Below are 23352 nucleotides of genomic sequence, written 5' to 3' on the forward strand. Positions count from 1 at the left end.
AGTTACCGTCCTCAGATCTTCAGTGAAACCCGGGGACGACGTCGGCCCGCTCGTTCAGTGCAATGGTTCTCCCGCCACGAGGTGGCGTTGTTTATCGGGAGCCGTCCTCGCTCGTGGGAGCGGTGCTTGTGGCAGTGGCTCCTGCGGTGACTTCCTCGGTCGGAGGCTCGCTCACGTCCACGAAGTCAGAGGGATTGTTCTGCGATTGTACATCAGCGCCGGCGTCGGTCTTCTCGCGACCGGGCTGGTACGGCGAGGGCTCGAGACCGGGGTGACGGCGTGTCTGCACGATGAGGATGACGAGACCGACGACGACGCCGAGGATGGCCGCCCACACGTTGCTGCGCAGACCCAGGATGATCTCGCTCGGGTCGATGCGGATCGACTCCCAGACGATGCGTCCTGCGCTGTACCAGATGAGGTAGATCGCGAACAGGCGGCCCCACTGGAAGAAGAGCTTCCGCCCGAGCCACAGCAGCACCAGCACACCCAGCCCGTTCCAGATCACTTCATAGAGGAACGTCGGGTGGAAGAGCGTCCCTTCCGGGAGACCGGGCGGGAAGGCGGAGTTCGTCGACTCGATCTCGAGTCCCCAGGGCAGGTCGGTGGGGAGACCGAAGAGCTCGTGGTTGAACCAGTTCCCGAAGCGCCCCATGGCCTGAGCGAGCAGGAGACCGGGTGCCAGGGCATCCGCGAACGTCCAGAACCGGATCCCGGTCCAGCGGCAACCGAGGTAGGCGCCGATGGCGCCTCCGATGAGCGCGCCGAAGATCGCGATGCCGCCCTCCCAGATGGCCCACACCGAGCCGGGCTCGAACGGGTTCCAGGTGTTCTTCCCCTCACCGAAGTAGAAGTTCGGGTGCGTGAGCACGTGGAAGATGCGGGCGCCGATGATGGCCAGCGGCACGGCCAGGATCGAGATGTCGATCACGACCCACGGCTCGGCTCCGCGCTTCGTGAGCCGACGGTTGGTCAGCAGCGTGGCGGCGATGATGCCGGCGATGATGCACAGCGCGTAGAAGTGGATCCGTACCGGCCCGAGGTCGAAGTAGGACACCAGGGGGCTCGGGATGCTGGCGAGCACGCTCGTGAAGGTGCTGGGGAACGCGAGGGACATGAGTGCGATTCTAGTTCTCGGTCTCGGGGCGTGCCGACGCGGTACCGGCAGCCAGGTTTCGGGTGACCTCGGCGAGGGCGGGTACGCCGCCGTCACGGAGGGCGCGGACGAGTGCGGTGCCGACGATCGCGCCATCCGCGTATTCGGAGACTCCGGCGATCTGCTCGGCGGTCGAGATGCCGATACCGACGCAGGCGCGAACGGCGCCGTGCGCGCGCAGCCGACCGACGAGGGTACGCGCAGCACGGTCGAGTTCCGCCCGCTCTCCGGTGATCCCCATCGTCGAGACGGTGTAGACGAAGCCCGTCGACGACTTCACGACCAGGTCGAGGCGCTCGTCGGACGACGTCGGCGCCGCGAGGAACACCCGGTCGAGGCCCGTCCGCTCGCTGGCGGCGATCCACTCCCCCGCGGCCTCCGGCGTGATGTCGGGTGTGATGAGCCCGGCGCCCCCCGCGGCGAGCAGGTCGTCGGCATAGCGGTCGACCCCGTACTGCATCACCGGGTTCCAATACGTCATGACGAGCACGGGAACGTCCGTCGCGGCCGTGATCGCACGGATCGCGGTGAACAGATCGGCCATCCGGAATCCCGCGGCGAGAGCCTTGGTCGTCGCCTCCTGGATGATCGCGCCGTCCATCACCGGATCACTGTACGGCGGGCCCAGTTCGATGATGTCGACGCCGTTCTCGGCGAGGGCGATGGCTGCCCGGATGCTGGTGTCGAGGTCGGGGAACCCCACAGGGAGGTAGCCGACGAACGCGCTGCGGCCGGCGTCGTGCGCCTTCTGGATCGCCTGTTCGACGCGGCTCATAGCTGCGGTTCCCCCTTCGATGCCGCTTCTTCGTCGTCGCTCTCCGCCGAGACGTCGTGCTCCAGAGCGGCCTCGTCGTACAGCTGGAAGTAGCGGGCGGCGGTGTCCATGTCCTTGTCGCCGCGCCCGGAGAGGCAGACGGCGATCAGACCTTCGGGGCCGAGCTCGCGTCCTATCCGCAGCGCGCCGGCGAGGGCATGAGCCGACTCGATGGCCGGGATGATCCCCTCGGTGCGGCTGAGCAGGCGCAGAGCCTGCATGGCCTCGTCATCGGTGGCGGGGATGTACTCGGCGCGCCCGATGTCTGCGAGCCAGGAATGCTCCGGGCCGACGCCGGGATAGTCGAGGCCTGCCGAGATCGAATGCGATTCGACCGTCTGCCCGTCTTCGTCCTGCAGCACGTAGGTCTTCGCGCCGTGCAGCACGCCGGGACGGCCGCGTTCGATCGATGCCGCATGCTTCTCGGTGTCGACCCCGTCTCCCGCGGCCTCCACGCCATAGAGTTTGACGTCGTCGTCGTCGAGGAACGCATCGAACATGCCGATCGCATTGGACCCGCCGCCGACGCACGCGACGACCGCGTCGGGGAGCCGACCGGCCTCGTCGAGCAGCTGGGCGCGTGCCTCTTCGCCGATGATCTTCTGAAAATCACGGACCATCGCCGGGAACGGGTGAGGTCCCGCGGCGGTGCCGAAGATGTAGTTGGTCGTCTCGACCGAGGCCACCCAATCGCGATAGGCGTCGTTGATGGCGTCCTTGAGCGTGCGCGAGCCCGAGGTCACCGGAATCACCTCGGCGCCCAGCAGGCGCATGCGGGCGACGTTGAGGGCCTGCCGCTCGGTGTCGACCTCGCCCATGTAGATCGTGCATTCCAGGCCGAACAATGCGGCCGCCGTCGCGGTCGCGACGCCGTGCTGCCCCGCACCCGTCTCGGCGATCACCCGGGTCTTCCCCAGGCGCTTGGTGAGCAGAGCCTGCCCCAGCACGTTGTTGATCTTGTGGGACCCGGTGTGGTTCAGGTCTTCGCGCTTGAGGAAGATGCGCGCGCCGCCGGCATGCTCGGCGAACCGCGGCACCTCGGTGATCGGAGACGGTCGACCGGCGTAGGAGTGCAGCAGCTGAGCGAGTTCGGTCCGGAACTCCGGGTCGTCGATCGCGGCCTCGTACGCCACGGTCAGCTCGTCGATCGCGGCGATCAGCGACTCGGGCATGAAGCGCCCGCCGAACTCGCCGAAGAAGGGGCCGTGCTGCGCACGCAGACTCATCATGCCTCCAGGAAACGCTTGAGGGTGGCGACCGGGTCTCCGGTCACGAGCGCCTCGCCGATGAGGACGACATCGGCGCCGGCGGAACGGTAGTGCACGACATCGGCCGGGGTCAGCACCGCGGACTCCGCGATCTTCACCGCGGAGTCGGGGATCCGTTCCACGAGCCGCCCGAAAAGGTCGCGGTCGAGCTCCAAGGTCTTCAGATCCCGCGCGTTCACACCGATGAGCGGCGCACCGAGGTCGATCGCCGCCTCGAGCTCCTCCCCGGAATGCGTCTCGACGAGCGGTGTCATGCCGAGGTCCGTGATGAACGCGAAGAGGTCACGGAGCACAGCGGGTTCGAGTCCGGCGACGATCAGCAGCACGAGGTCGGCGCCGGCGGCCCGCGCTTCGAGCACCTGGTAGCGCGTGGCGATGAAGTCCTTGCGCAACACGGGAAGGGAGACCTTCGCCGTGACGGCCTCGAGATCGGCGAGACTGCCGCCGAAGCGGCGTTCCTCGGTGAGCACGCTGATCGCCGACGCGCCACCGGTCTCGTAGAGGGACGCCTGGAGTGCCGGGTCGGGGATCTCTGCGAGGGCACCGCGCGACGGACTCGCGCGCTTGACCTCCGCGATGATCTTGACGCGATCGGCGGGGGCGAGATACGACAGCGCATCCTTGGCTGCCGGACGCTCCAGCGCCGCGCGTTCGACGACGGCGAGCGGGCGCGACAGAGCACGACGCTCTGCGTCAGCGACAGCGCCGGCCGTCAGGTCGGCGAGGACCATTAGTGCGCCTTCGGAGCGTACTTCGGACCCTTCACGCCGTAGCCGGCCTTGGCCAGCGCCCAACCCACGATCGCACCGATCGGGATGAGGGCGACCGACGCCCACACGAGTGCGGGCTGCTCGAAGCAGAACGCGACGGTGCCGGCGGTGACGCCGACCAGCATGATCACGACAGCGGTCCAGGCGGCAGGCGAGTGTCCGTGGCCGGGATCGGCGATCGGGTTGGTCATGTTCTCCTCCGGGGGACGGCGTGCAGTTCGAGTTCAGTCTATCGGGGTCAGCGCGTCGGATCGGTTCCGCGCGACAGCTCGTCCCAGGAATCGACGGCGTCGACGGGACCGTCATGGGCGACATCCACGGGATCCGTGCGGTAGCGGCGTCCTCCGGCCTTCCATCCTCGCCACGTCGTCAGGACGACGAGCGACGCGGCGAGCAGGATCGCCCACCCGACGAGTGCGATGTACGGCCACGTGGAAGGGACGATGCTCGCCACGACCTCATGCACCGCGCGGCCTCCCGCGAGACCGGTGACCTCGGTCACTGTCGCCGCGATGGCATCGAACGGTTCCGCCAGCAGCAGCTGGAGCGTCGACCAGCCGAGGAAGACGGCAGTCGCCGCGGCGAGCACACCGAACACGAGGCGCACGGCCTTGCCCGCGATCGCCAACGCGGCGCCGAGGGCGAGGACTGCAAGGCTGAGGGGGCGAGCAGGACGAGGGCCGACGCGCCGGGCACCAGGATGTCCTCGCCGGCATCGATGCGTTCGACGGTCAACCACGTCTGCGTCGAGGAGATGATCCCGATCGCCCCGGCGAGAAGGAACCCGGAGACCGAGAGGGAGCGGCCGCGCTGCGCGAAGGTCACGTCCGGTCCGTCCCTGCCACGGCCTCGAGGTCGGTCGTGTCGAAGCACGTCCTGGTACCGGTGTGGCACGCCGGACCGGTCTGCGCCACGAGGAGCAGGATCGCATCGCCGTCGCAGTCGAGGCGCGCCTCGTGCACCACCTGGATGTGGCCCGAGGTGTCGCCCTTGCGCCAGTACTCCTGGCGGGACCGCGACCAGTAGGTCGCCCGTCCAGAGGTCAGCGTGCGCCGAAGAGCCTCGGCGTCCACCCAGGCGAGCATCAGTACCTCATGCGTGTCCCACTGCTGCACGATCACCGGCGCGAGACCGTCCGCGTTGAAGGCCACCTGTGCGATGCGCTCATCCACGGACGTCATCTGACCACCACTCCTTCTTCTCGCAGCGCGTCTTTGACGTCGCCGACCGTGAGAGCGCCGGTGTGGAACACGCTCGCCGCGAGGACGGCATCCGCGCCCGCTTTGATGGCCGGGGCGAAGTCCTCCACCCGGCCAGCGCCACCGGAGGCGATTACGGGAACGGACGCGACCTCGCGCATGAGGCGTACGAGCTCGAGGTCGAACCCGTCCCTGGTGCCGTCGGCATCGATCGAGTTCACCAGCAACTCACCCGCACCCCGCTCGACGGCCTCTCGGGCCCACGCGAGGGCATCGAGCGTCGTCTGCGTTCGACCGCCGTGCGTCGTGACGACGAATCCGGAAGGCGTCGCGTCGGCGCGCTTCACGTCGAGCGACAGCACGAGCACCTGGGCTCCGAAGCGGTCTGCGATCTCGCCGATGAGCTCAGGACGCGCTATCGCCGCAGAGTTCACGCCGACTTTGTCGGCCCCGACCGAGAGGAGGCGCGCGACGTCGTCGACGCTGCGCACTCCCCCACCCACCGTCAGCGGCACGAAGACCTGCTCCGCCGTGCGCTGGACGACGTCGTACGTCGTAGCTCTGGCGTCGACCGTCGCGGTCACATCGAGGAACGTGATCTCGTCGGCGCCCTGCGCCGCGTAGTGCCTGGCGAGTTCGACAGGGTCTCCCATGTCACGCAGGTTCTCGAAGTTCACTCCCTTGACGACGCGACCCTCGGCCACGTCCAGACACGGGATGACACGACTGGCGAGCGTCATCAGAGCCTCGCGTTGTGAATCGCCGTGACCAGGATGGCACGAGCGCCGAGCGCATACAGCGCATCCATGACCGGGTTCACGCGCGACCGGGCCACCATGACGCGGACCGCGACCCACTCCGGGTCGCGCAGCGGAGACACGGTCGGCGATTCCACGCCGCCCGCGATCTTCACCGCGTCGTCGAGGAGAGCGACCGGGAGGTCGTAGTCGATCATCACGTAACGTCGAGCGACCATGACCCCGCGCAGACGGCGCAGCAGCGTCTCGGCTCCCGCGGCGTCGGCGGGCCCCGCGATGAGCACGGCCTCCGACTCCAGGATCACCGGCCCGAACACCTCCAGCCCCGCCTGGCGGAGAGTCGTTCCCGTCTCCACGACATCCGCGACGGCATCGGCGACCCCGAGCTGGACCGCAGATTCGACCGCGCCGTCGAGGGGTACGAGGTCCACGGCGATGCCCCGTTGATCGAGGAACGCGTCGACGAGCCCCGGGTACGAGGTCGCGATGCGGAGTCCGTCCAACTCCTGCACGTCGCTGTACCGGCCGGTGGGGGCCGCGAACCGGAAGGTCGACCCGGCGAAGCCGAGCGCCTCGATCTCCCTGGCACCCGGCATCCGGGCGTCGAGAAGCAGATCGCGACCGGTGATCCCGACGTCGATCGCACCCGAACCGACATAGGTCGCGATGTCCTTGGGGCGGAGGAAGAAGAACTCGACGTCGTTCTCGGCGTCGACCACATGAAGGGTCTTCGGGTCGCGGCGGCCGGCATAGCCCGCCTCGGCGAGCATGTCGGCGGCGGTCTCGGAGAGCGAGCCCTTGTTGGGAACAGCGATGCGCAGCATGGATGGCTTTCAGTTCGAGGAGATCGGAACGGAGCGCATCACAGATGTCGGTAGACGTCCTGCAGAGTGAGGCCCTTCGCGAGCATCATCACCTGGAGGTGGTAGAGCAGCTGCGAGATCTCCTCCGCGGCCGCCTCATCGGATTCGTACTCCGCGGCCATCCACACCTCGGCCGCCTCTTCGACGATCTTCTTGCCGATGGTGTGCACACCGGCGTCGAGCTCGGCGACCGTCCCCGATCCTTCAGGACGGGACTCGGCCTTGACACGGAGCTCGGCGAACAGCTCGTCGAAAGTCTTCACAGTTCCAGGCTAGCGGCTCGAGCGAGGTCTCTGAGCCGGGAGACGGCTGCCTCGACATCATCGGCGCCGTACACCGCGGATCCCGCGACGAAGGTGTCGGCTCCTGCCTCCGCGGCCATCGCGATGGTGCGGGCCGAGATCCCCCCGTCGACCTGCAGCCAGACCTGCGAACCTCGGCGTCTGGCTTCTTCGGCGAGAGCGCGCAGCTTGGGCATAGTCTCAGGCATGAAGCCCTGTCCGCCGAAGCCCGGCTCGACCGTCATCACGAGGATCTGGTCGAACTCGTCGAGGACCTGGTAGAGGCCCTCCACCGGAGTCGCGGGCTTGACCGCGACCCCCGCCCTCGCGCCGATGTCACGGAGCCGTCTGGCGAGCGAGACCGGGTCGGCGGCCGCTTCGAGATGGAAGGTGACGCTCGCCGCACCGATCTCGGCGTAGTCGGGGGCCCACCGTTCGGGCTCCGTGATCATCAGATGCACGTCGAGCGGCACCGGGCTGGTGGCCTGGATCCGCTCGACCATCTGCGTGCCGAAGGTGAGATTCGGGACGAAGTGGTTGTCCATCACGTCGACGTGCACGAAGTCCGCCGTCGCGATGCGGGAGAGCTCCGCCTGCATGTTCACGAAATCGGCGGCGAGGATGCTGGGGTTGATGCGCGGGGCGCGGGGCAGTTCCACGGTCCTAGTCTTCCTTACCTGAGGTGCCGGCGGCTGTGGGGCGCGTCAGGAGCGCGAGGAACATCGCGTCGGTGCCGTGCCGGTGGGGCCACAGCTGCGCGCTCCCTGTTCCTGGGCGACCGTCCGCAGCGAGGTCGATCGGAGAGCGGGCGACTTCCGCGACAGCTGCGCGTGCATCGAGCTCGACGATGTCGGACCGGGTGCGCAGCACCTCCTGCACGACCCCGTGGTCTCCGCGAGATGCGGGGAGCACGTGACATAGGCGACGATGCCGCCGGGCGCGAGCGCATCCAGCGCTGCCGAGAGCAGCTCCACCTGCAGCGGCACCAGTTCCGCGACGTCGGCGGGCGTCTTCCGCCAGCGGGCCTCCGGACGGCGCCGCAGGGCACCGAGCCCCGTGCACGGGGCGTCGACCAGGATGCGGTCGAACGCCCCCGGCCGAGACGCGGCGAGAGCTCGTCCGTCCTGCTCGTGCACCACCACATCTCCCGGTACGGCGCGCAGCGCCTTGCGAACGAGTCGCGCACGGACGGGAACGATCTCGTTCGCCTCGAGGACCACATCGTTCTCGCGAGCGATCGCGGCCAACAGGGCGGTCTTGCCCCCGGGGCCGGCGCAGAGATCCAGCCAGCGCTCGCCTGACGTGATCCGACGTGCACCCGCCAGCGCGAGCGCGACGAGCTGCGAACCCTCGTCCTGCACACGGATCGTGCCACCGGATGCCTCGACCGGACCGCGGGGGTCTCCACCAGGTGACGCGAAGGCGGTCGGTGCGTACGGGAGACGCGGCTCCCCGGCTCGGCGAGCCCGGGGAGTGCGACGAGGGTGACGTCCGGCGACGCGTTGTCTGCTTCGAGCAGCGCGTCGAGCTCGTCGACGCGCCCCTCGGCTGCCAGTGCTCGGCGGAGAGCCCTGATCACCCATACCGGGTGCGCGGATCGCAGCGCGAGACGTTCGTCGTCGGACCGTGCCTGCTCCTCGATGCGCTCCTGCCAGACCGCGCCCGATTCCCGGGTGATCCGCCGCAGTACGGCGTTCGCGAAGCTCGCGGCGCCACGGCCGGAGACGGTGGCCACGAGGTTCACGGACTCGTTCACCGCGGCGTGCGGCGCCACCCGCGTCGCGAGCAGCTGATGCACGGCGAGGCGCAGGGCGTCGAGCACCGCCGGATCGATGCTGTCGGTCGAACGGTCGGCGGCCGCCGCGATGATCGCGTCGTAGGTGCCCAGCCGCCGCAGGGTCCCGTAGGTGAGTTCGGTCGCGAGCGCAGCGTCCTGAGCATTCAGGCGCGCTTCGGCGATCGCAGGCGGGAGCACGAGGTTGGCATATGCGTCGGTGACCGCCACGGCGCGAAGGACATCGAAGGCGACGCGACGTGCGGGCTGCACCGTCCGGGTCGGACCGCGCTGCTCGCTGCGACGCCGCTCGCCCGAACCCCTCCCGTCCATCCGTCGACCCTGCGACTGCGGGGACCGCCGGTACCGTTCCGCGTCGCTCATGACCCAGCCCTCAGCTCTTCGCCGCCACGTTGGCCCCGCCACCAGTCGACGGCGTTCATCGCGCCGCGCCCCGCCGGTTGCACGCGGGTGACCGCGAGCGGCCCTGATGCGGTGCCGATCTGCAGCTCGGACTTCGTCCCGCGGAGGTGGCCGGGAGCCAACGGCTCCGCGTCTGCGGCCGGCGCCGCTTCGAGGACCTTGAGCGAAAGTCCCCGACGGTCGTATGCGCACCGGGCTCGGGCGTCACCCCACGGAAACGCGCGAACACGGCGTCGAGGGGCTGCGTCCAGTCGAGAAGCCCATCCACATGCGTGAGCTTGGCGGCGAAGCTCGGCTCCCCGCTCTGCGGGACCGCGACCGCCGTGCCGGATGCGATGGCGTCGACGATGTCTGCCGTGAGGTCGGCACCGTCGACCGCGAGCAGCTCGAGAGCCTCACCCGCCGTCGCGGTCGTCGGAACGTCGACGGAGCGCATGGCGAACACGTCACCGGCGTCGAGTTCCGCGACCAGCTGGAAGACACTCGCGCCGAGCTCCCGGTCTCCGGCGATCAGTGCACGCTGCACCGGGGCGGCGCCCCGCCACGCGGGCAGCAGCGAGAAGTGGAGGTTGATCCAGCCGAAGGCCGGCGCCGACAGCAGCGGTTCGCGGACCAGTCCGCCGTACGCGACGATCACACCCAATTCGGGCTCCAGCGCGGAGATCTGCGCGGTCGCCGCCTCGTCGAGCCGAGCCGTCTTGATGAGCGGAAGACCGAGGTCGACGGCCGCCTGAGCCACGGGTGACGGGGTCAGGACGCGCTTGCGGCCGAGAGGCGCATCCGGCCGAGTGACGACGGCCGCGATCTCGTGCGAGGTCGCGAGACGGCGGAGGGTGGGCACGGCGGCAGCGGGTGTGCCGGCGAAGACGAGGCGCATGAAAGGTTCTCCGGAAAGGGTCAGAGCTCTGGATCGAGGATATCGAGACGAACCGAGAGCGTGCTCTTGGTCGTGCGACCGCGGCCGCGGCGACCGCTCACGGCCTCGGCGACGACGGCCGCGCGCAGTGCGGTGGCCACGCGGGCGCCGGAAGCGTAGTCGAAGCGGACGAGCGCCCGCACGCGGGGAGGCACCTCATCGGACTCGACAGGGACAGGACCGAGTACCGCGTCGGAGGGCAGAGCGAGCTCGGTGAGCATCCCGAGAGCACGCCCGACGGCGGCGACGGAACCCTGCACGAGGGCGACACGCGTCGTCGGCGGCATGTGCAGAGGTGCCCGGCTCTCCAACTCGGCGCGCGCGTGAGCGGCCTGGTTCCACGTGGCGAGGGCCTTCGCGGCCGCGCCGTTCACGCCGACGAGGTGGATGGGCGCCCCGGGCGCGGCGAGAGCGGCCGCATTGGACCACCAGCGCAGACACGACTCGGCCACCCGCAGGTCGGGTGCCTGGAGCATGCGCGGCCCGTCGAGGAGCACGACAGCGCGATAGCCGCCGTCGGCGATCGGTTCGGCCCCGCGGGTCGCGACCACGAGTGCGGGCCTGTCGCCGACACGTTCGACGGGGTGTGCGCTGTCCGCCACGATCACTCGCACTCCGGGGAACGCGCGACCGAGTTCGTCGGCCGTCCGCTCGCTCCCCGATGAGGCCAGCCGCACCTTCGTGGACGAGCATGCGGGACACGCCCACGCGCTCGCGCCCCGACCGCACCAGCCGCACACCGGCACCGCGCCGCGATGCCGTGCCCCCAGCGGTCCTCCGCAATGGGCGCAGCGCGCCGGAGCCCGGCATTGCGCGCACACGAGCGATGGGGAGAAGCCGGGACGCGAGACCTGCACCAGGACCGGTCCCTCCGCCGCGGCATCACGCGCCGCGAGGAACGCGGACGACGGCATGCGCTGGGCGGTCGGCTGCTCCATCTCCTGCGGCGTGCTCAGCACGACCCGCGGCAGGACCCGCCGTGCCGCCCTGACGTCCTGAAGCCAACCGAGCACGACCAGACGCTCCACGTCCGTCGTCCTGGTATGACCCGCGAACAGCAGCGCCGACCCTTCCAGCTCCTGGCGCAGCAGAGCCGCATCGCGGGCATTGACGTACGGCGACAGCGGTTCCCCGAGCAGCGGATCGCCGTCGTCCCAGATCGCGACGAGTCCGGCGACGACGGGCGCGTAGACCGCGGAACGGTTGCCGACGACGATGCACGGCGCATCCTCGAGGGTCCGCAGGAACGCCCGGTACCGATCCGGGTTCGTCTGACGGGAGTCGTGCCGCACGACCGCCTCGGAGGGGACGAGCGCATCCAGCGCGGCCAGGAGCCGATCGAGGTCTCGGTGGTCGGGGACCACGAGGATCGACGACTTCCCGGCCGCGAGCATCCGCGCCGCCGACGCCGCGAGCAGCCGTGCCCATGCCTGTACTCCGTCGTCGAGCCGCGGCACCGCCTCCACCGCTGCACGCCCGGCCTCGTCGAGCACATCGGCGAGACCGTCGTAGACCGCGATGATCTGTTCCGCCTGGGCGAGCGCCTCGGCCGTGGGCCGGACGACCGGCGAGTCGGCCGTCCATGCCTTCTCGACGCGCACCTGCCGCTTCGGGATCACGAGCCGGAGGACGTCGGACGCGGACCCGGCCGCACGATCGGCGACCCGTCGAGCGAGCGTGTGCAGGCGCTCCGGCAGCACGGGCACGGCCGACACGACGGTCTCCACCTCCGACAACGGACGTTCCGCGTCGTCTTCCGTGTCGACATCGATGACGTAGCCGTCGATCACCCGACCCGCGGTGCGCAGCGGCACTCGCACCCGCACACCTCGCGGAACATCACCCAGAGCCGCCGGGAGAGCGTAGTCGAAGAGACGATCGAGCTGAGGCAGGGGTGAATCGAGGAGCACGCGCGCGATGCGCCGGCTCTCCGGGGGCATCAGGACCGCAGTCCCATCAGAGGCCGGCAGCGCGACGCAGCTCTTCAGCGCGATCGGTGCGCTCCCAGGTGAAGTCGGGGAGTTCGCGACCGAAGTGCCCGTACGCCGCGGTCTGGGCGTAGATGGGGCGCAGGAGGTCGAGCTGTTCGATGATCGCCTGAGGACGGAGGTCGAACACCTCGTCGATCGCGCGCGTGATGGCCTCGTCCGAGACCTTCCCGGTGCCGAAGGTCTCGACGTACAGACCGACCGGACGGGCGACGCCGATCGCGTAGGCGACCTGCACCTCGAGACGATCGGCCAGACCCGCGGCGACCGCGTTCTTCGCCACCCATCGCGTGGCATAGGCGCCGGAGCGGTCGACCTTGGAGGGATCCTTGCCGCTGAAGGCGCCGCCGCCGTGCCGTGCGGCTCCGCCGTACGTGTCGATGATGATCTTGCGTCCGGTGAGCCCCGCGTCGCCCTTCGGGCCTCCGGTGACGAAGGGACCGGCCGGGTTGATGTAGAACGTCACATCGTCGAGGTCGAGGCCCGTCGTCGCCAGCACGGGGTCGATCACGTGACGACGCACCTGCGCCTGCAGGTCTTCCTGCGAGATGTCGGGGTGGTGCTGGGTGGAGAGCACGACGGCATCGACGGTCTTCGGTGTGAAACCGTCGTACCCGAGCGTCACCTGCGTCTTGCCGTCGGGCCGCAGGAACGGGAGTTCTCCGCTGCGACGCACCTCCGTGAGACGCTCCGCCAGGCGATGGGCCGTCCAGGCGGCCATCGGCATCAGCTGCGGGGTCTCGTTGGTCGCGAACCCGAACATGATGCCCTGGTCTCCGGCGCCGAGGCCGTCGAGCGGATCGACGGACGAGCCGTCGCGGTGCTCCTGAGCGCTGTCGACACCGTGCGCGATGTCGGTCGACTGCTCCCCCACCGAGACGCTGACGCCGCAGGAGTCGCCGTCGAAGCCGGTCTCGCTCGACGTGTAGCCGATGCCGTTCACGACCTGCCGGACGATCGTGGGGATGTCGACGTACGCCTCGGTGCGGATCTCACCGGCGACATGGACGAGGCCCGTCGTGACGAGGGTCTCGACGGCGACGCGCGAGCCGCGGTCTTTCGCGATGAGCCCGTCGAGGATGCTGTCCGAGATCTGGTCGCAGATCTTGTCCGGGTGCCCTTCGGTGACGGACTCGGACGTGAACAGACGCAGGGCGCTCATCGATACTCCAGAACGGGACGGACAGGGAGAGGGTGTGAACCCATTCTGGACTGCGCCTCCGACAGCACGGGAGGCGCAGTCTCGAATATCACTCCGCGTGACGGAGGCGGAGCTTGTCCTCGTTGATCTCGTGCAGCGCGATGGTGAGCGGCTTGTCCTCGACCGACGAGTCGACGAGCGGGCCCACGTTGTCGAAGAGGTTGCCCTCGTGCAGGTCGGAGTAGTAGTCGTTGATCTGACGAGCGCGCTTGGCGGCGTAGATCACGAGTTCGTACTTCGAGTCGACGCGGTCGAGCAGGTTGTCGATGGGGGGATCGATGATGCCGTTGTTGTGTCCGGCCATGGTGAGACCTCCTGATCAGGCGACGGGATCGTCGCGAAGACGGTGCGAAAGGCGCGCGAAGACGCTCAGCGCGCAGAGCTTGAAGACAATTCTACGACCTCGCGAGCCGCCGTGGCGACGTCCTCGTTCACGATGAGGTGGTCGAACTCGTTCTGAGCGGCGAGTTCGACCTTCGCGGTGCGCAGTCGACGGGCTCGCTCCTCGGCCTCCTCAGTACCGCGACCGACCAGGCGATGCACCAGTTCGTCCCAGCTCGGCGGCAGCAGGAAGATCAGTGTCGCGGCGGGCTCCGCTGCCCGCACCTGGCGTGCCCCCTGCAGATCGATCTCGAGCAGGACGGTCTTGCCGTCGGCCAGCGCTGCGTCGATCGGGGCCCTCGGCGTGCCGTAGCGCGAGCGGTTGTGCACCACGGCGTACTCGAGCAGCTCATCATCGGCGATCAGTCGGTCGAACTCCGCGTCGTCGACGAAGTAGTAATGCACGCCGTCGACCTCCCCAGGGCGCGGCGGTCGTGTCGTCGCCGAGACCGAGAGGTGGATCTCCGGATTGTGCTCACGGATGTGCGCGGCCACGGTGCCCTTGCCCACGGCGGTGGGGCCGGCGAGAACCAGCAGTCTGCTCCTGGCGCCGCGCGGGGACGGTACGGGGAACCGCGTGTCGAGCCACTCCTCGAGAACACGACGTTGACGCGCGCCGAGACCGCCGAGCCTCTTGACCGGCGAGATGTGGAGCTCCTCCAGCACACGGTCGCGCTTGCCCGCGCCGATGGCCGGGAGCGCGAGCAGGAAGTCGGTGATCCGCATCGACCCTTCGACCGAATCGGCATCCGCGGTGGCGCGATGCAGCACGGTCTGGGGTGTCACGACCCGCATCGTCAGATCACGTTTGACCGACGCCCTGGCACGGCGACGTTCGACAGCACGGCGCGCGGCCGCGGCTCTGTCGACCTCCGGCACTGTCCGTTGCGCGTCAGACACCTGCCACCTCGAGGTACTCGGCAGCACGAGCGGCGACGACGTCCGCCAAGTCGTCGGGACCGGCGGAGAGGATGCTGCGGCTCTCGCTCGCGATCACCGCATCGGCCATGGGCCCGAAGCGGGGCCGGAGATCGGCCGGAGCGGCGCCCTGAGCACCGAAGCCTGGCGCGAGGATCGGGGCTGCGGGCGCGAAGGAGGAGATACCGGCCTCGCCCCACACCACCGTCGCGCCGATGACGAAGCCGAAGCTCCCCACTCCCCTGTGCGACTCGTCTCGGCGTTCCGGGCCGAGACCTCGGTGATGATCGACGCCGACACAGTCGTGCCCGCGCGGTCCGTCGAGCGCTGAAGGTGCTGCGCTTCGGGGTTGCTGGTCGCGGCGAGCACGAAGAGGCCCTTGCCGTGCTGCGCCGCGAGAGCGAAGGCACCGTCCAAGGCGCCCACTCCGAGGAACGGATTCACCGTGAGCGCGTCAGCCTCCAAGGAGGACCCTGGCGTGAGCCACGCGCGGGCATAGTCGTCCATCGTCGAACCGATGTCGCCGCGTTTGGCATCGGCGATCACCAGCAACCCGGCAGCTCGGGCGGCAGCCAGGACGTCTTCGAGCGCTGCGATGCCCTGCGACCCGAACCTCTCGAAGAACGACACCTGAGGTTTCACGATCGCCACGCGCCCCGCCGCCGCCTCGACGGTGCGCAGCCCGAACTCCCGGACGCCCTGCGCATCGTCGGTCAACCCCCACGCCGCGAGGAGCGCGGCATGCGGGTCGATGCCGACGCACAGCGGTCCCCGCGCGCGCAGCGCGGAACGGACCCGCTCGCCGAAGCTCTCGCTCACAGTGCCGCCTTCCGCTCCAGGGCGTACTCCTGGAGACTCTTGACCTGGAAGCCCTCGTGTGCCGCATCCATGCCGCTCACGGCAGCGCCGAGCACCGCCATCGTCGTGAACAGCGCCTTGTCGGCCGCCACTGCTGCGGCGCGGATCTCGTACCCGTCCGCACGGGCAGCCCCACCCGACGGGGTGTTCACGACGATGTCGATCTCTCCCTCGTTGATGAGGTCGACGATGTTCTTCGCCCCGGACTCCTGCGTCTCGCTGTACTTCTCGACGACCGTGACGGCGATGCCGTTGCGCGCGAGGATCTCGGCAGTGCCCTCGGTCGCGACGATCGTGAAGCCCAGCTGCTGCAGCCGGTGCGCGGGGAGGATGACGGCGCGCTTGTCGGAGTCGGCGACCGAGATGAACACCGTCCCCGAGGTCGGCATGCCGCCGTACGCCGCTGCCTGGCTCTTCGCGAACGCGGTCGGGAAGTCGCGGTCGATGCCCATGACCTCGCCGGTCGAGCGCATCTCCGGGCCGAGGACGGAGTCGACGGTCTTGCCGTCGGCCGTGCGGAACCGCTTGAACGGGAGCACGGCCTCCTTGACCGAGACCGGTGCGTCCATCGGCACGCGCGAGCCGTCCTGCTCCGGAAGCATGCCCTCGGCGCGAAGCTCGGCGATCGTGGAACCGGTCATCACGCGGCTCGCTGCCTTCGCCATCGGGATACCGAGGGCCTTCGACACGAACGGTACGGTGCGGCTCGCCCGGGGTTGGCCTCGATCACGTACAGCACACCGGCACTGATCGCGAACTGCACGTTCAGCAGCCCGCGCACGCCGACGCCCTTCGCGATGGCCAGGGTGGCCTCGCGCACACGGTCGACGTCGGTGCGGCCGAGCGAGATCGGCGGCAGGGTGCAGCTGGAGTCGCCGGAGTGGATGCCGGCCTCCTCGAGGTGCTCCATGACACCGCCGATGAACAGATCGGTCCCGTCGTAGAGCGCATCCACGTCGAGTTCGATCGCGTCGTCCAGGAAGCGGTCCACCAGAAGGGGCTTGCCTTCCTCGATGATGACCTCGCCCGCTGTGCGCACGAAGTAGTCGCGCAGCGACGCGGTGTCGTACACGATCTCCATGCCGCGGCCACCGAGGACGAAGCTCGGACGCACGAGGACCGGGTAGCCGATCTCCTCGGCGATGCGCACGGCCCCCTCGACGTCGATCGCGGTGCCGTTGCGCGGTGCGACCAGGCCGGCCTCATCGAGCAGGCGTGAGAACAGTTCGCGCTCCTCGGCCAGGTCGATCGCTTCGGGGCTGGTGCCGAGCACCTTGTATCCGGCCGCCTCGATGCCCTTGGCGAGTCCGAGCGGGGTCTGGCCGCCGAGCTGGCACACGACACCGAGGATCGTGCCGCTCGCCGCCTCCGCGTCGAGGACCTCGAGCACGTCTTCGAGCGTCAGCGGCTCGAAGTACAGGCGGTCGGAGGTGTCGTAGTCGGTCGACACGGTCTCCGGGTTGCAGTTGACCATCACGGTCTCGAACCCGGCGTCCGACAGCGCGAACGAGGCGTGCACACACGAGTAGTCGAACTCGACGCCCTGACCGATGCGGTTCGGACCGGAGCCGATGATCACGACCTTGGTCCGCTCGGACGGCGCGACCTCGGTCTCGAAGTCGTAGCTCGAGTAGTGGTACGGCGTGAGAGCCGGGAACTCCCCCGCGCAGGTGTCGACCGTCTTGTACACCGGGCGGATGCCGAGGCCATGCCGGACGCCGCGCACCTCTGCCTCGGTCGTGCCTCGCAGTTCGGCCAGCTGTGCGTCTGAGAAGCCGTGCTCCTTGGCGTAGCGGAGCGTCGCGGAGTCGAGCTCGGGGGCTGTCCGGACGATCTCGGCGACCTCGTTGATCAGCACGATCTGGTCGAGGAACCACGGGTCGATCGCCGTCGCCTCGAACGCCTGCTCGACCGTGGCTCCCTTGCGCAGCGCCTGCTGCAGAGTCACGATGCGGCCGTCGGTGGGGATCTTCGAGATCTCGAGGAGCTCCTCCACCGAGCGGTCCTCGGCGCCCCAGTGGAAGCTCGATCCGCGCTTCTCCAGCGAGCGGAGCGCCTTCTGCAGCGCGGTCGCGTAGTTGCGGCCGATCGCCATGGCCTCGCCCACCGACTTCATGGTGGTGGTCAGTGTGGCGTCGGCGGCGGGGAACTTCTCGAAGGCGAAACGCGGGACCTTGACGACCACGTAGTCGAGCGTCGGCTCGAAACTCGCCGGCGTCACGCCCGTGATGTCGTTCGGGATCTCGTCGAGACGGTAGCCGAGGGCCAACTTGGCCGCGAGCTTCGCGATCGGGAATCCCGTGGCCTTCGAGGCGAGGGCGCTGGAGCGCGAGACACGCGGGTTCATCTCGATCACGATGATGCGACCGTTGGACGGATCCACCGCGAACTGGATGTTGCAGCCACCGGTGTCGACGCCGACGGCACGGATGATGTCGATGCCGATGTCGCGCATCTTCTGGTACTCGCGGTCCGTGAGGGTCAGCGCAGGGGCGACCGTGATCGAGTCGCCGGTGTGCACGCCGACCGGGTCGACGTTCTCGATGGAGCAGACGACCACCGTGTTGTCGGCCGTGTCGCGCATGAGCTCGAGCTCGTACTCCTTCCACCCGAGGATCGACTCCTCCAGGAGCACCTCGGTGGTGGGCGAGTCGCGCAGTCCGGCGCCGGCGATACGCCGCAGGTCGCTCTCGTCGTAGGCGAAGCCGGAGCCGAGGCCGCCCATCGTGAAGCTCGGACGCACCACCAGCGGGTATCCGAGCTCATCGGCGGCCGCCAGGACCTCGTCCATCGTGTGGGCGATGCGGGAGTCCGCCACGTCCGCACCGGCGTCGAGCACCAGCTGCTTGAAGATCTGGCGATCCTCACCCTTGTTGATCGCCTCGAAGTTCGCGCCGATGAGCTCGACGTCATACTTCTCGAGGATGCCGTGGTTGTGCAGCTCGATCGCGGCGTTCAGAGCGGTCTGACCGCCGAGGGTCGGCAGGATCGCGTCGGGGCGCTCCTTGGCGATGATCGTCTCGATGACCTGCCAGGTGATCGGCTCGATGTATGTCGCATCGGCGAAGTCGGGGTCGGTCATGATGGTCGCCGGGTTGGAGTTGACCAGGATGACCCTGACGCCCTCCTCGCGCAGCACGCGGCACGCCTGGGTACCGGAGTAGTCGAACTCGCAGGCCTGACCGATGACGATCGGACCGGAGCCGATGACGAGGACGGAGTTGATGTCGTCGCGCTTGGGCATTACTTGGAATCCTTCTGGCTTGCGATGACCAGGTCGCGGAACCTGTCGAAGAGGTAGTTGGCGTCGTGCGGGCCCGCCGCCGCCTCGGGGTGGTACTGGACCGAGAACGCCGGGATGTCGAGAGCTCGCAGGCCCTCGACCACGTTGTCGTTGAGGCCGACGTGGCTGACCTCGACCTTGCCGTAGCCGTGCGGGCTGTCGAACGACCCCTCGAGCGGGGCCTCGACCGCGAAGCCGTGGTTGTGCGCGGTGATCTCCACCTTGCCGGTCTGCTTGTCGAGAACGGGCTGGTTGATGCCGCGGTGTCCGAAGGGCAACTTGTACGTGCCGAGACCCAACGCGCGTCCGAGCAGTTGATTCCCGAAGCAGATGCCGAAGAACGGCAGTCCCTCGTCGAGGACCGAGCGCAGCAGTTCGACGTGGTCACCCGATGCCGCGGGGTCTCCGGGGCCGTTCGAGTAGAACACCGCGACCGGGTCGACCGCCCGGATCTCATCGATCGTGACGCTCTGCGGGAGGACGTGCACCTCGAAGCCACGGGCGGCGAGGTTGTCGATCGTCGCCTGCTTCACCCCGAGGTCGAGCACGGCGAGGTTTCCGATCCGCTCCCCCATCGCGGTCGTGACCGTCGCGACATCGACCGAGACCTCTGCCGACAGATTCTGACCGGCCATCTCCGGCGCCTCGCGGACGATACGCAGCTGCTCATCGGCGTCGAGCGCCGCGTCGGGGCCGGAGAAGATCCCGCCCCGCATGGAGCCTGCCGAACGGATGTGACGGGTGATCGCCCGCGTGTCGATGCCGCTGATGCCGACGATGCCGTCCTCGACGAGCACCTCGTCGAGGGATGCGTTCGCGCGCCAGTTGGAGACCACTCGCGAAGGGTCGCGGACGATGTAACCGGCGACCCAGATGCGGCGGGATTCGGCGTCTTCATCGTTCATCCCGGTGTTGCCGATGTGCGGCGCCGTCTGCAGGACGATCTGTCCCGCGTACGAGGGATCGGTGATGGTCTCCTGGTATCCGGACATGCCGGTGGCGAAGACGACCTCGCCCAGGGTGCGACCGCGGGCGCCATAGGCGTGTCCTGCGTGGCGGGTGCCGTCTTCGAGGACGAGCACGGCGGGATCCGGCAGCCGGGCCGCGAGGGCGTGTCCGGAGGAGGGGGAGAGTGTCATGACGTTGCTCCTGTGTCGGGGGCGGCGGGGACGAGCCGCCGCATGTCGGAGATGAGATTCCTGGGGTCACCGGTGGTGAGGCGCAGATAGCTGTCGACGACGGTGTCGTCGTCGACGCTCCAGGCGATGCGCACGAGGCCACCGGACTCGACGACGCGGTCGATGGTGACCGTGGCGCGGTCGACCGCTTTGAGCCTGTCCTTCGAGAGGAAGACCGTCGGCGCGCCGTCGAGGCAGAGCGCGAAGCCGCGATCCGTGAGCGCGAGCTCCCCGCGGGCCCGGTACGCGAGAGGCGAGACCGCCAGGCGTTCGAGAGGCTGATCATGTCGTGTCGTCGACACGTACAGCACCTCATCGCGGCGGGACACCTCCGCGTGCTCCGGGACCCCGAGCGGGGCCGTGAACACGGAGTCGCGGCGGATTCGTCGTCGCCAGGCGACGAACATCGCCAGCAGCACCAGCAGAGCGACCGCGATCGTGATCGCGACGGCGAGGTCCCGAGCACTCATGCGCGAAGCTCCTCGACGACGCTGCCGCCGTCCACCGTGATGATGCCGCCGTGGATCGTGTACTCCACGCGTCCGGGAAGTGCACGGCCGAGATAGGGCGAGTTCACGCTGCGACCGTGCAGGTCCGCCTCGGTGAACACCCCGTCGACCGAGGCGTCGTACAGGGAGATCTGCGCGGGCTGTCCGACCTCGAGCGGTGTGCCGTGCCCGGCGAGCTGTCCGATCCGTGCCGGCGTGGCGCTCATCACTCGCGCGACGTCCGTCCACTCCAGCAGACCGGTCTGCACCATCGACTGATGGACCACCCGCAGTGCGCTCTCGAGGCCGACCATGCCGTTCGCTGCCGCCTGCCATTCACAGGCCTTGTGCTCACTGGGGTGCGGCGCGTGATCGGTCGCGACGATGTCGATCGTGCCGTCGGCGAGACCCTCGCGCACCGCGAGAACGTCTTCCTCACGACGCAGAGGCGGATTCACCTTGTAACGCGCGTCGTACCCGCGGACGAGTTCGTCGGTCAGCAGGAGGTGGTGCGGGGTGACCTCGGCCGTGACGTCGATGCCGCGCTTCTTGGCCCAGCGGATGATGTCCACCGATCCGGCGGTCGAGAGGTGGCAGACGTGCAGCCGGGATCCGACGTGCTCGGCGAGCAGCACGTCACGGGCGATGATCGACTCCTCGGCGACCGCAGGCCATCCGGTCAGACCGAGCTCGGCGGAGACCGTGCCCTCGTTCATCTGCGCGCCCTCGGTGAGTCGAGGGTCCTGAGCGTGCTGGGCGATGACACCGCCGAAGGACTTCACGTACTCCAGGGCGCGACGCATGATGAGCGGGTCGAACACGCAGAAGCCGTCGTCGCTGAAGACGCGCACCCTCGCGCGCGAGGAGGCCATGGCTCCGAGTTCCGCGAGACGTTCGCCCTTCTGGCCGACCGTCACCGCGCCGATCGGCTGCACGGTGGCGTACCCGGCGGCTTCACCGAGGGCCAGCTCCTGCTCGACCACCCCGGCGGTGTCGGCGACGGGCGAGGTGTTCGGCATCGCGAACACGGCCGTGAAGCCCCGGCCGCCGCGGCCCTGGTGCCGGTGAGGATCGTCTCGGACGCCTCATAGCCGGGTTCACGCAGGTGGGTGTGCAGATCGACGAGTCCCGGCAGCGCGACGAGTCCGTCGGCGTCGATGACACGGGCGCCCGAGCGGGTGAGCCCGGTGCCCATCTCGGTGATCAGACCGTCCTCGATGATGATGTCGGCGCTCTCGGCACCGAGCAGCTGTGCACCGGTGATGACGAGGGTCTCGCTCACAGGTCTCCCCCTCGTTCGTCGTCTCGTTCTCCTGCCAGCAGCAGGTACAGCACCGCCATGCGGACGGACACCCCGTTCGTGACCTGTTCCAGCACCGTCGAGCGCGGGGAATCGGCAGCTTCCGAAGAGATCTCCAGTCCCCGATTCATGGGCCCGGGGTGCATGACAATGCTACCTGCCGGCAGAGCGGCCACGCGCCGCGCGTCCAGCCCCCAACGTCGGGAATACTCCCGCTCAGTCGGGAAATACGCGGCGCTCATCCGTTCGAGTTGGATGCGCAGCATCATCACCGCGTTCGGGTCTTCCGCCAGAGCCTGATCGAGGTCGTAGACCACGCGGACGGGCCAGAGCGACACGTTCTGCGGAACCAGGGTGGGCGGCGCGACGAGAGTGACCTCGGCGCCGAGCGTCGTGAGCAGCCAGACGTTGGACCGGGCGACCCTCGAGTGCAGGACGTCGCCCACGATCACGACCCGCATCCCGGACAGGTCGCGACCGCGGCTGTCCACGCCGAAACGACGCTTGCGGATCGTGAAAGCGTCGAGCAGAGCCTGCGTCGGGTGCTCGTGAGTGCCGTCGCCGGCGTTGACGACGCCGGCCGAGATCCAGCCGCTCGTCGCGAGCGTCTGCGGAGCGCCGGACCCGGGATGCCGGACCACGACCGCGTCGGCGCCGATCGCCTCGAGCGTCTGCGCGGTGTCTTTCAGGCTCTCGCCCTTCGAGACGCTGGAACCCTTCGCGGCGAAGTTGATCACGTCGGCGGAGAGCCGTTTCGCGGCCGCCTCGAACGAGATGCGCGTGCGGGTGGAGTCCTCGAAGAAGAGGTTGACGACGGTCTTGCCACGCAGGGTCGGCAGCTTCTTGACCTCGCGCGACTGGGTGTCGGACATGTCCTCGGCCACGTCGAGGATGCGCAGGGCCGTCGCTCTGTCGAGGGTGCGGGTGTCAAGGAGGTGTCTCATTCGCCGATCGTCACCTCTTCGGCGCCGTCGTTCTCGAACAGGCGCACGTTGACCCGCTCAGTGCGGGCGGAAGGGATGTTCTTGCCCACGAAGTCGGGCCTGATCGGGAGCTCGCGGTGCCCGCGGTCGACGAGGATCGCGAGACGCACGACCGAGGGGCGGCCGATCGACTGGATCGCGTCGAGGGCGGCGCGGATGCTGCGGCCGGAGAACAGCACATCATCGACGAGCACGACGGTCCTGCCGTCGATGCCCCCGACGGGGATCTCCGTGGGCTGCGGAGAACGAGTCGGGTGCTTGGCGAGGTCATCGCGAAACAGCGTGACATCGAGCGCCCCGACCGGGACGGACTGCTGCGCGATCTCGCTGATCAGCAGACCGAGGCGGTGGGCGAGAGCGACGCCGCGGGTCGGGATGCCCAGCAGCACCAGGTTCTCGGCTCCTCGATTGGACTCGAGGATCTCATGCGCGATACGGGTCAGCGCTCGTGAAATGTCGGCTTCGTGCAGCACAGTGCGCATGCTCATCGGCCGCTCCCTTCTCCGCCTCACAGGACGGTGTTAAAGGTTGCTTGTGATGTCAGTCTATCGG

General features: G+C 68.9%; 19 protein-coding genes and 5 pseudogenes. All 24 read right to left on the reverse strand.

Translation table 11 applies throughout. The features are described 5' to 3' along the window. Positions 1-91: 91 nt before the first annotated feature. Positions 92-1117: a prolipoprotein diacylglyceryl transferase gene (gene lgt / locus K1X59_RS10130; protein WP_183150036.1), complete on the reverse strand. Its 1026-nt coding sequence runs from the start codon at positions 1115-1117 to the stop codon at positions 92-94. A gap of 10 nt (positions 1118-1127) precedes the next feature. Next, a complete protein-coding gene (gene trpA, locus K1X59_RS10135; protein WP_220173378.1) occupies positions 1128-1931 on the reverse strand; it encodes a tryptophan synthase subunit alpha in 804 nt (267 codons plus the stop codon). Further along, positions 1928-3196, reverse strand: coding sequence for a tryptophan synthase subunit beta (gene trpB, locus K1X59_RS10140; RefSeq protein ID WP_183152803.1), 1269 nt, complete (start codon positions 3194-3196; stop codon positions 1928-1930). Before trpB ends, trpA begins: the two co-directional genes overlap by 4 nt. After that, positions 3196-3969 carry an indole-3-glycerol phosphate synthase TrpC gene (gene trpC, locus K1X59_RS10145; protein WP_183150037.1) on the reverse strand — a complete coding sequence of 258 codons (774 nt, stop codon included), beginning with the start codon at positions 3967-3969 and terminating at the stop codon, positions 3196-3198. The genes trpB and trpC overlap by 1 nt, the downstream gene beginning before the upstream one ends. Continuing rightward, a complete protein-coding gene (locus K1X59_RS10150; RefSeq protein WP_183150038.1) occupies positions 3969-4199 on the reverse strand; it encodes an HGxxPAAW family protein in 231 nt (76 codons plus the stop codon). The genes trpC and K1X59_RS10150 overlap by 1 nt, the downstream gene beginning before the upstream one ends. Before the next feature lie 47 nt (positions 4200-4246). Continuing rightward, positions 4247-4636: a Trp biosynthesis-associated membrane protein gene (locus K1X59_RS10155; RefSeq protein ID WP_244631862.1), complete on the reverse strand. Its 390-nt coding sequence runs from the start codon at positions 4634-4636 to the stop codon at positions 4247-4249. 193 nt (positions 4637-4829) lie between these two features. Continuing rightward, on the reverse strand, positions 4830-5189 hold the full coding sequence (gene hisI / locus K1X59_RS10160) for a phosphoribosyl-AMP cyclohydrolase (RefSeq protein ID WP_183150039.1): 360 nt from the start codon (positions 5187-5189) through the stop codon (positions 4830-4832). Continuing rightward, a complete protein-coding gene (gene hisF, locus K1X59_RS10165; RefSeq protein ID WP_183150040.1) occupies positions 5186-5947 on the reverse strand; it encodes an imidazole glycerol phosphate synthase subunit HisF in 762 nt (253 codons plus the stop codon). The genes hisI and hisF overlap by 4 nt, the downstream gene beginning before the upstream one ends. After that, positions 5947-6789, reverse strand: a complete 843-nt coding sequence (gene hisG / locus K1X59_RS10170; RefSeq protein ID WP_183150041.1) for an ATP phosphoribosyltransferase — start codon at positions 6787-6789, stop codon at positions 5947-5949. Before hisG ends, hisF begins: the two co-directional genes overlap by 1 nt. A 38-nt stretch (positions 6790-6827) precedes the next feature. Further along, positions 6828-7091, reverse strand: a complete 264-nt coding sequence (locus K1X59_RS10175) for a phosphoribosyl-ATP diphosphatase (protein ID WP_183150042.1) — start codon at positions 7089-7091, stop codon at positions 6828-6830. Next, on the reverse strand, positions 7088-7768 hold the full coding sequence (rpe, locus tag K1X59_RS10180; protein ID WP_183150043.1) for a ribulose-phosphate 3-epimerase: 681 nt from the start codon (positions 7766-7768) through the stop codon (positions 7088-7090). The genes K1X59_RS10175 and rpe overlap by 4 nt, the downstream gene beginning before the upstream one ends. A 4-nt stretch (positions 7769-7772) precedes the next feature. Then, positions 7773-9267 (reverse strand): annotated as a pseudogene (locus K1X59_RS10185) (RsmB/NOP family class I SAM-dependent RNA methyltransferase). Further along, positions 9264-10183: pseudogene (locus K1X59_RS10190) on the reverse strand (methionyl-tRNA formyltransferase). The pseudogenes K1X59_RS10185 and K1X59_RS10190 overlap by 4 nt, the downstream one beginning before the upstream one ends. 20 nt (positions 10184-10203) lie before the next feature. Next, on the reverse strand, positions 10204-12162 hold the full coding sequence (locus K1X59_RS10195) for a primosomal protein N' (protein ID WP_220173379.1): 1959 nt from the start codon (positions 12160-12162) through the stop codon (positions 10204-10206). Positions 12163-12178: 16 nt separating this feature from the next. Next, positions 12179-13372 carry a methionine adenosyltransferase gene (gene metK / locus K1X59_RS10200; RefSeq protein ID WP_183150044.1) on the reverse strand — a complete coding sequence of 398 codons (1194 nt, stop codon included), beginning with the start codon at positions 13370-13372 and terminating at the stop codon, positions 12179-12181. Positions 13373-13460: 88 nt separating this feature from the next. Then, the gene (gene rpoZ, locus K1X59_RS10205) at positions 13461-13715 is read right to left on the reverse strand and encodes a DNA-directed RNA polymerase subunit omega (RefSeq protein WP_017204385.1); all 255 of its coding nucleotides are present in this window, start codon (positions 13713-13715) and stop codon (positions 13461-13463) included. Positions 13716-13780: 65 nt separating this feature from the next. Continuing rightward, positions 13781-14692, reverse strand: coding sequence for a guanylate kinase (gene gmk, locus K1X59_RS10210; protein ID WP_183150045.1), 912 nt, complete (start codon positions 14690-14692; stop codon positions 13781-13783). Further along, a pseudogene (gene pyrF / locus K1X59_RS10215) lies at positions 14685-15529 on the reverse strand (orotidine-5'-phosphate decarboxylase). Before pyrF ends, gmk begins: the two are co-directional and overlap by 8 nt. Next, positions 15526-18812: pseudogene (gene carB, locus K1X59_RS10220) on the reverse strand (carbamoyl-phosphate synthase large subunit). Before carB ends, pyrF begins: the two co-directional pseudogenes overlap by 4 nt. Next, positions 18812-19990 carry a glutamine-hydrolyzing carbamoyl-phosphate synthase small subunit gene (gene carA, locus K1X59_RS10225; protein ID WP_183150046.1) on the reverse strand — a complete coding sequence of 393 codons (1179 nt, stop codon included), beginning with the start codon at positions 19988-19990 and terminating at the stop codon, positions 18812-18814. Before carA ends, carB begins: the two are co-directional and overlap by 1 nt. Next, the gene (locus K1X59_RS10230; protein WP_183150047.1) at positions 19987-20499 is read right to left on the reverse strand and encodes a hypothetical protein; all 513 of its coding nucleotides are present in this window, start codon (positions 20497-20499) and stop codon (positions 19987-19989) included. Before K1X59_RS10230 ends, carA begins: the two co-directional genes overlap by 4 nt. Further along, positions 20496-21799, reverse strand: a pseudogene (locus tag K1X59_RS10235) (dihydroorotase). The gene K1X59_RS10230 and the pseudogene K1X59_RS10235 overlap by 4 nt, the downstream one beginning before the upstream one ends. Continuing rightward, entirely contained in the window at positions 21796-22761 is a 966-nt protein-coding gene (locus tag K1X59_RS10240; protein ID WP_183150049.1) for an aspartate carbamoyltransferase catalytic subunit, read from the reverse strand. The pseudogene K1X59_RS10235 and the gene K1X59_RS10240 overlap by 4 nt, the downstream one beginning before the upstream one ends. Continuing rightward, positions 22758-23288, reverse strand: coding sequence for a bifunctional pyr operon transcriptional regulator/uracil phosphoribosyltransferase PyrR (gene pyrR / locus K1X59_RS10245; RefSeq protein WP_183150050.1), 531 nt, complete (start codon positions 23286-23288; stop codon positions 22758-22760). Before pyrR ends, K1X59_RS10240 begins: the two co-directional genes overlap by 4 nt. Between the last annotated feature and the right edge of the window lie 64 nt (positions 23289-23352).

The sequence above is a fragment of the Microbacterium sp. Se5.02b genome (assembly GCF_019464375.1).
GTDB lineage: Bacteria > Actinomycetota > Actinomycetes > Actinomycetales > Microbacteriaceae > Microbacterium.

Coding starts and splice junctions, on each gene's coding strand:
- lgt (WP_183150036.1), bottom strand. CDS start 1,117: ATGTCCCTCGCGTTCCCCAGCACCTTCACGAGCGTGCTCGCCAGCATC.
- trpA (WP_220173378.1), bottom strand. CDS start 1,931: ATGAGCCGCGTCGAACAGGCGATCCAGAAGGCGCACGACGCCGGCCGC.
- trpB (WP_183152803.1), bottom strand. CDS start 3,196: ATGAGTCTGCGTGCGCAGCACGGCCCCTTCTTCGGCGAGTTCGGCGGG.
- trpC (WP_183150037.1), bottom strand. CDS start 3,969: ATGGTCCTCGCCGACCTGACGGCCGGCGCTGTCGCTGACGCAGAGCGT.
- K1X59_RS10150 (WP_183150038.1), bottom strand. CDS start 4,199: ATGACCAACCCGATCGCCGATCCCGGCCACGGACACTCGCCTGCCGCC.
- hisI (WP_183150039.1), bottom strand. CDS start 5,189: ATGACGTCCGTGGATGAGCGCATCGCACAGGTGGCCTTCAACGCGGAC.
- hisF (WP_183150040.1), bottom strand. CDS start 5,947: ATGACGCTCGCCAGTCGTGTCATCCCGTGTCTGGACGTGGCCGAGGGT.
- hisG (WP_183150041.1), bottom strand. CDS start 6,789: ATGCTGCGCATCGCTGTTCCCAACAAGGGCTCGCTCTCCGAGACCGCC.
- K1X59_RS10195 (WP_220173379.1), bottom strand. CDS start 12,162: ATGCCCCCGGAGAGCCGGCGCATCGCGCGCGTGCTCCTCGATTCACCC.
- metK (WP_183150044.1), bottom strand. CDS start 13,372: ATGAGCGCCCTGCGTCTGTTCACGTCCGAGTCCGTCACCGAAGGGCAC.
- rpoZ (WP_017204385.1), bottom strand. CDS start 13,715: ATGGCCGGACACAACAACGGCATCATCGATCCCCCCATCGACAACCTG.
- carA (WP_183150046.1), bottom strand. CDS start 19,990: ATGACACTCTCCCCCTCCTCCGGACACGCCCTCGCGGCCCGGCTGCCG.
- K1X59_RS10230 (WP_183150047.1), bottom strand. CDS start 20,499: ATGAGTGCTCGGGACCTCGCCGTCGCGATCACGATCGCGGTCGCTCTG.
- K1X59_RS10240 (WP_183150049.1), bottom strand. CDS start 22,761: ATGAGACACCTCCTTGACACCCGCACCCTCGACAGAGCGACGGCCCTG.
- pyrR (WP_183150050.1), bottom strand. CDS start 23,288: ATGAGCATGCGCACTGTGCTGCACGAAGCCGACATTTCACGAGCGCTG.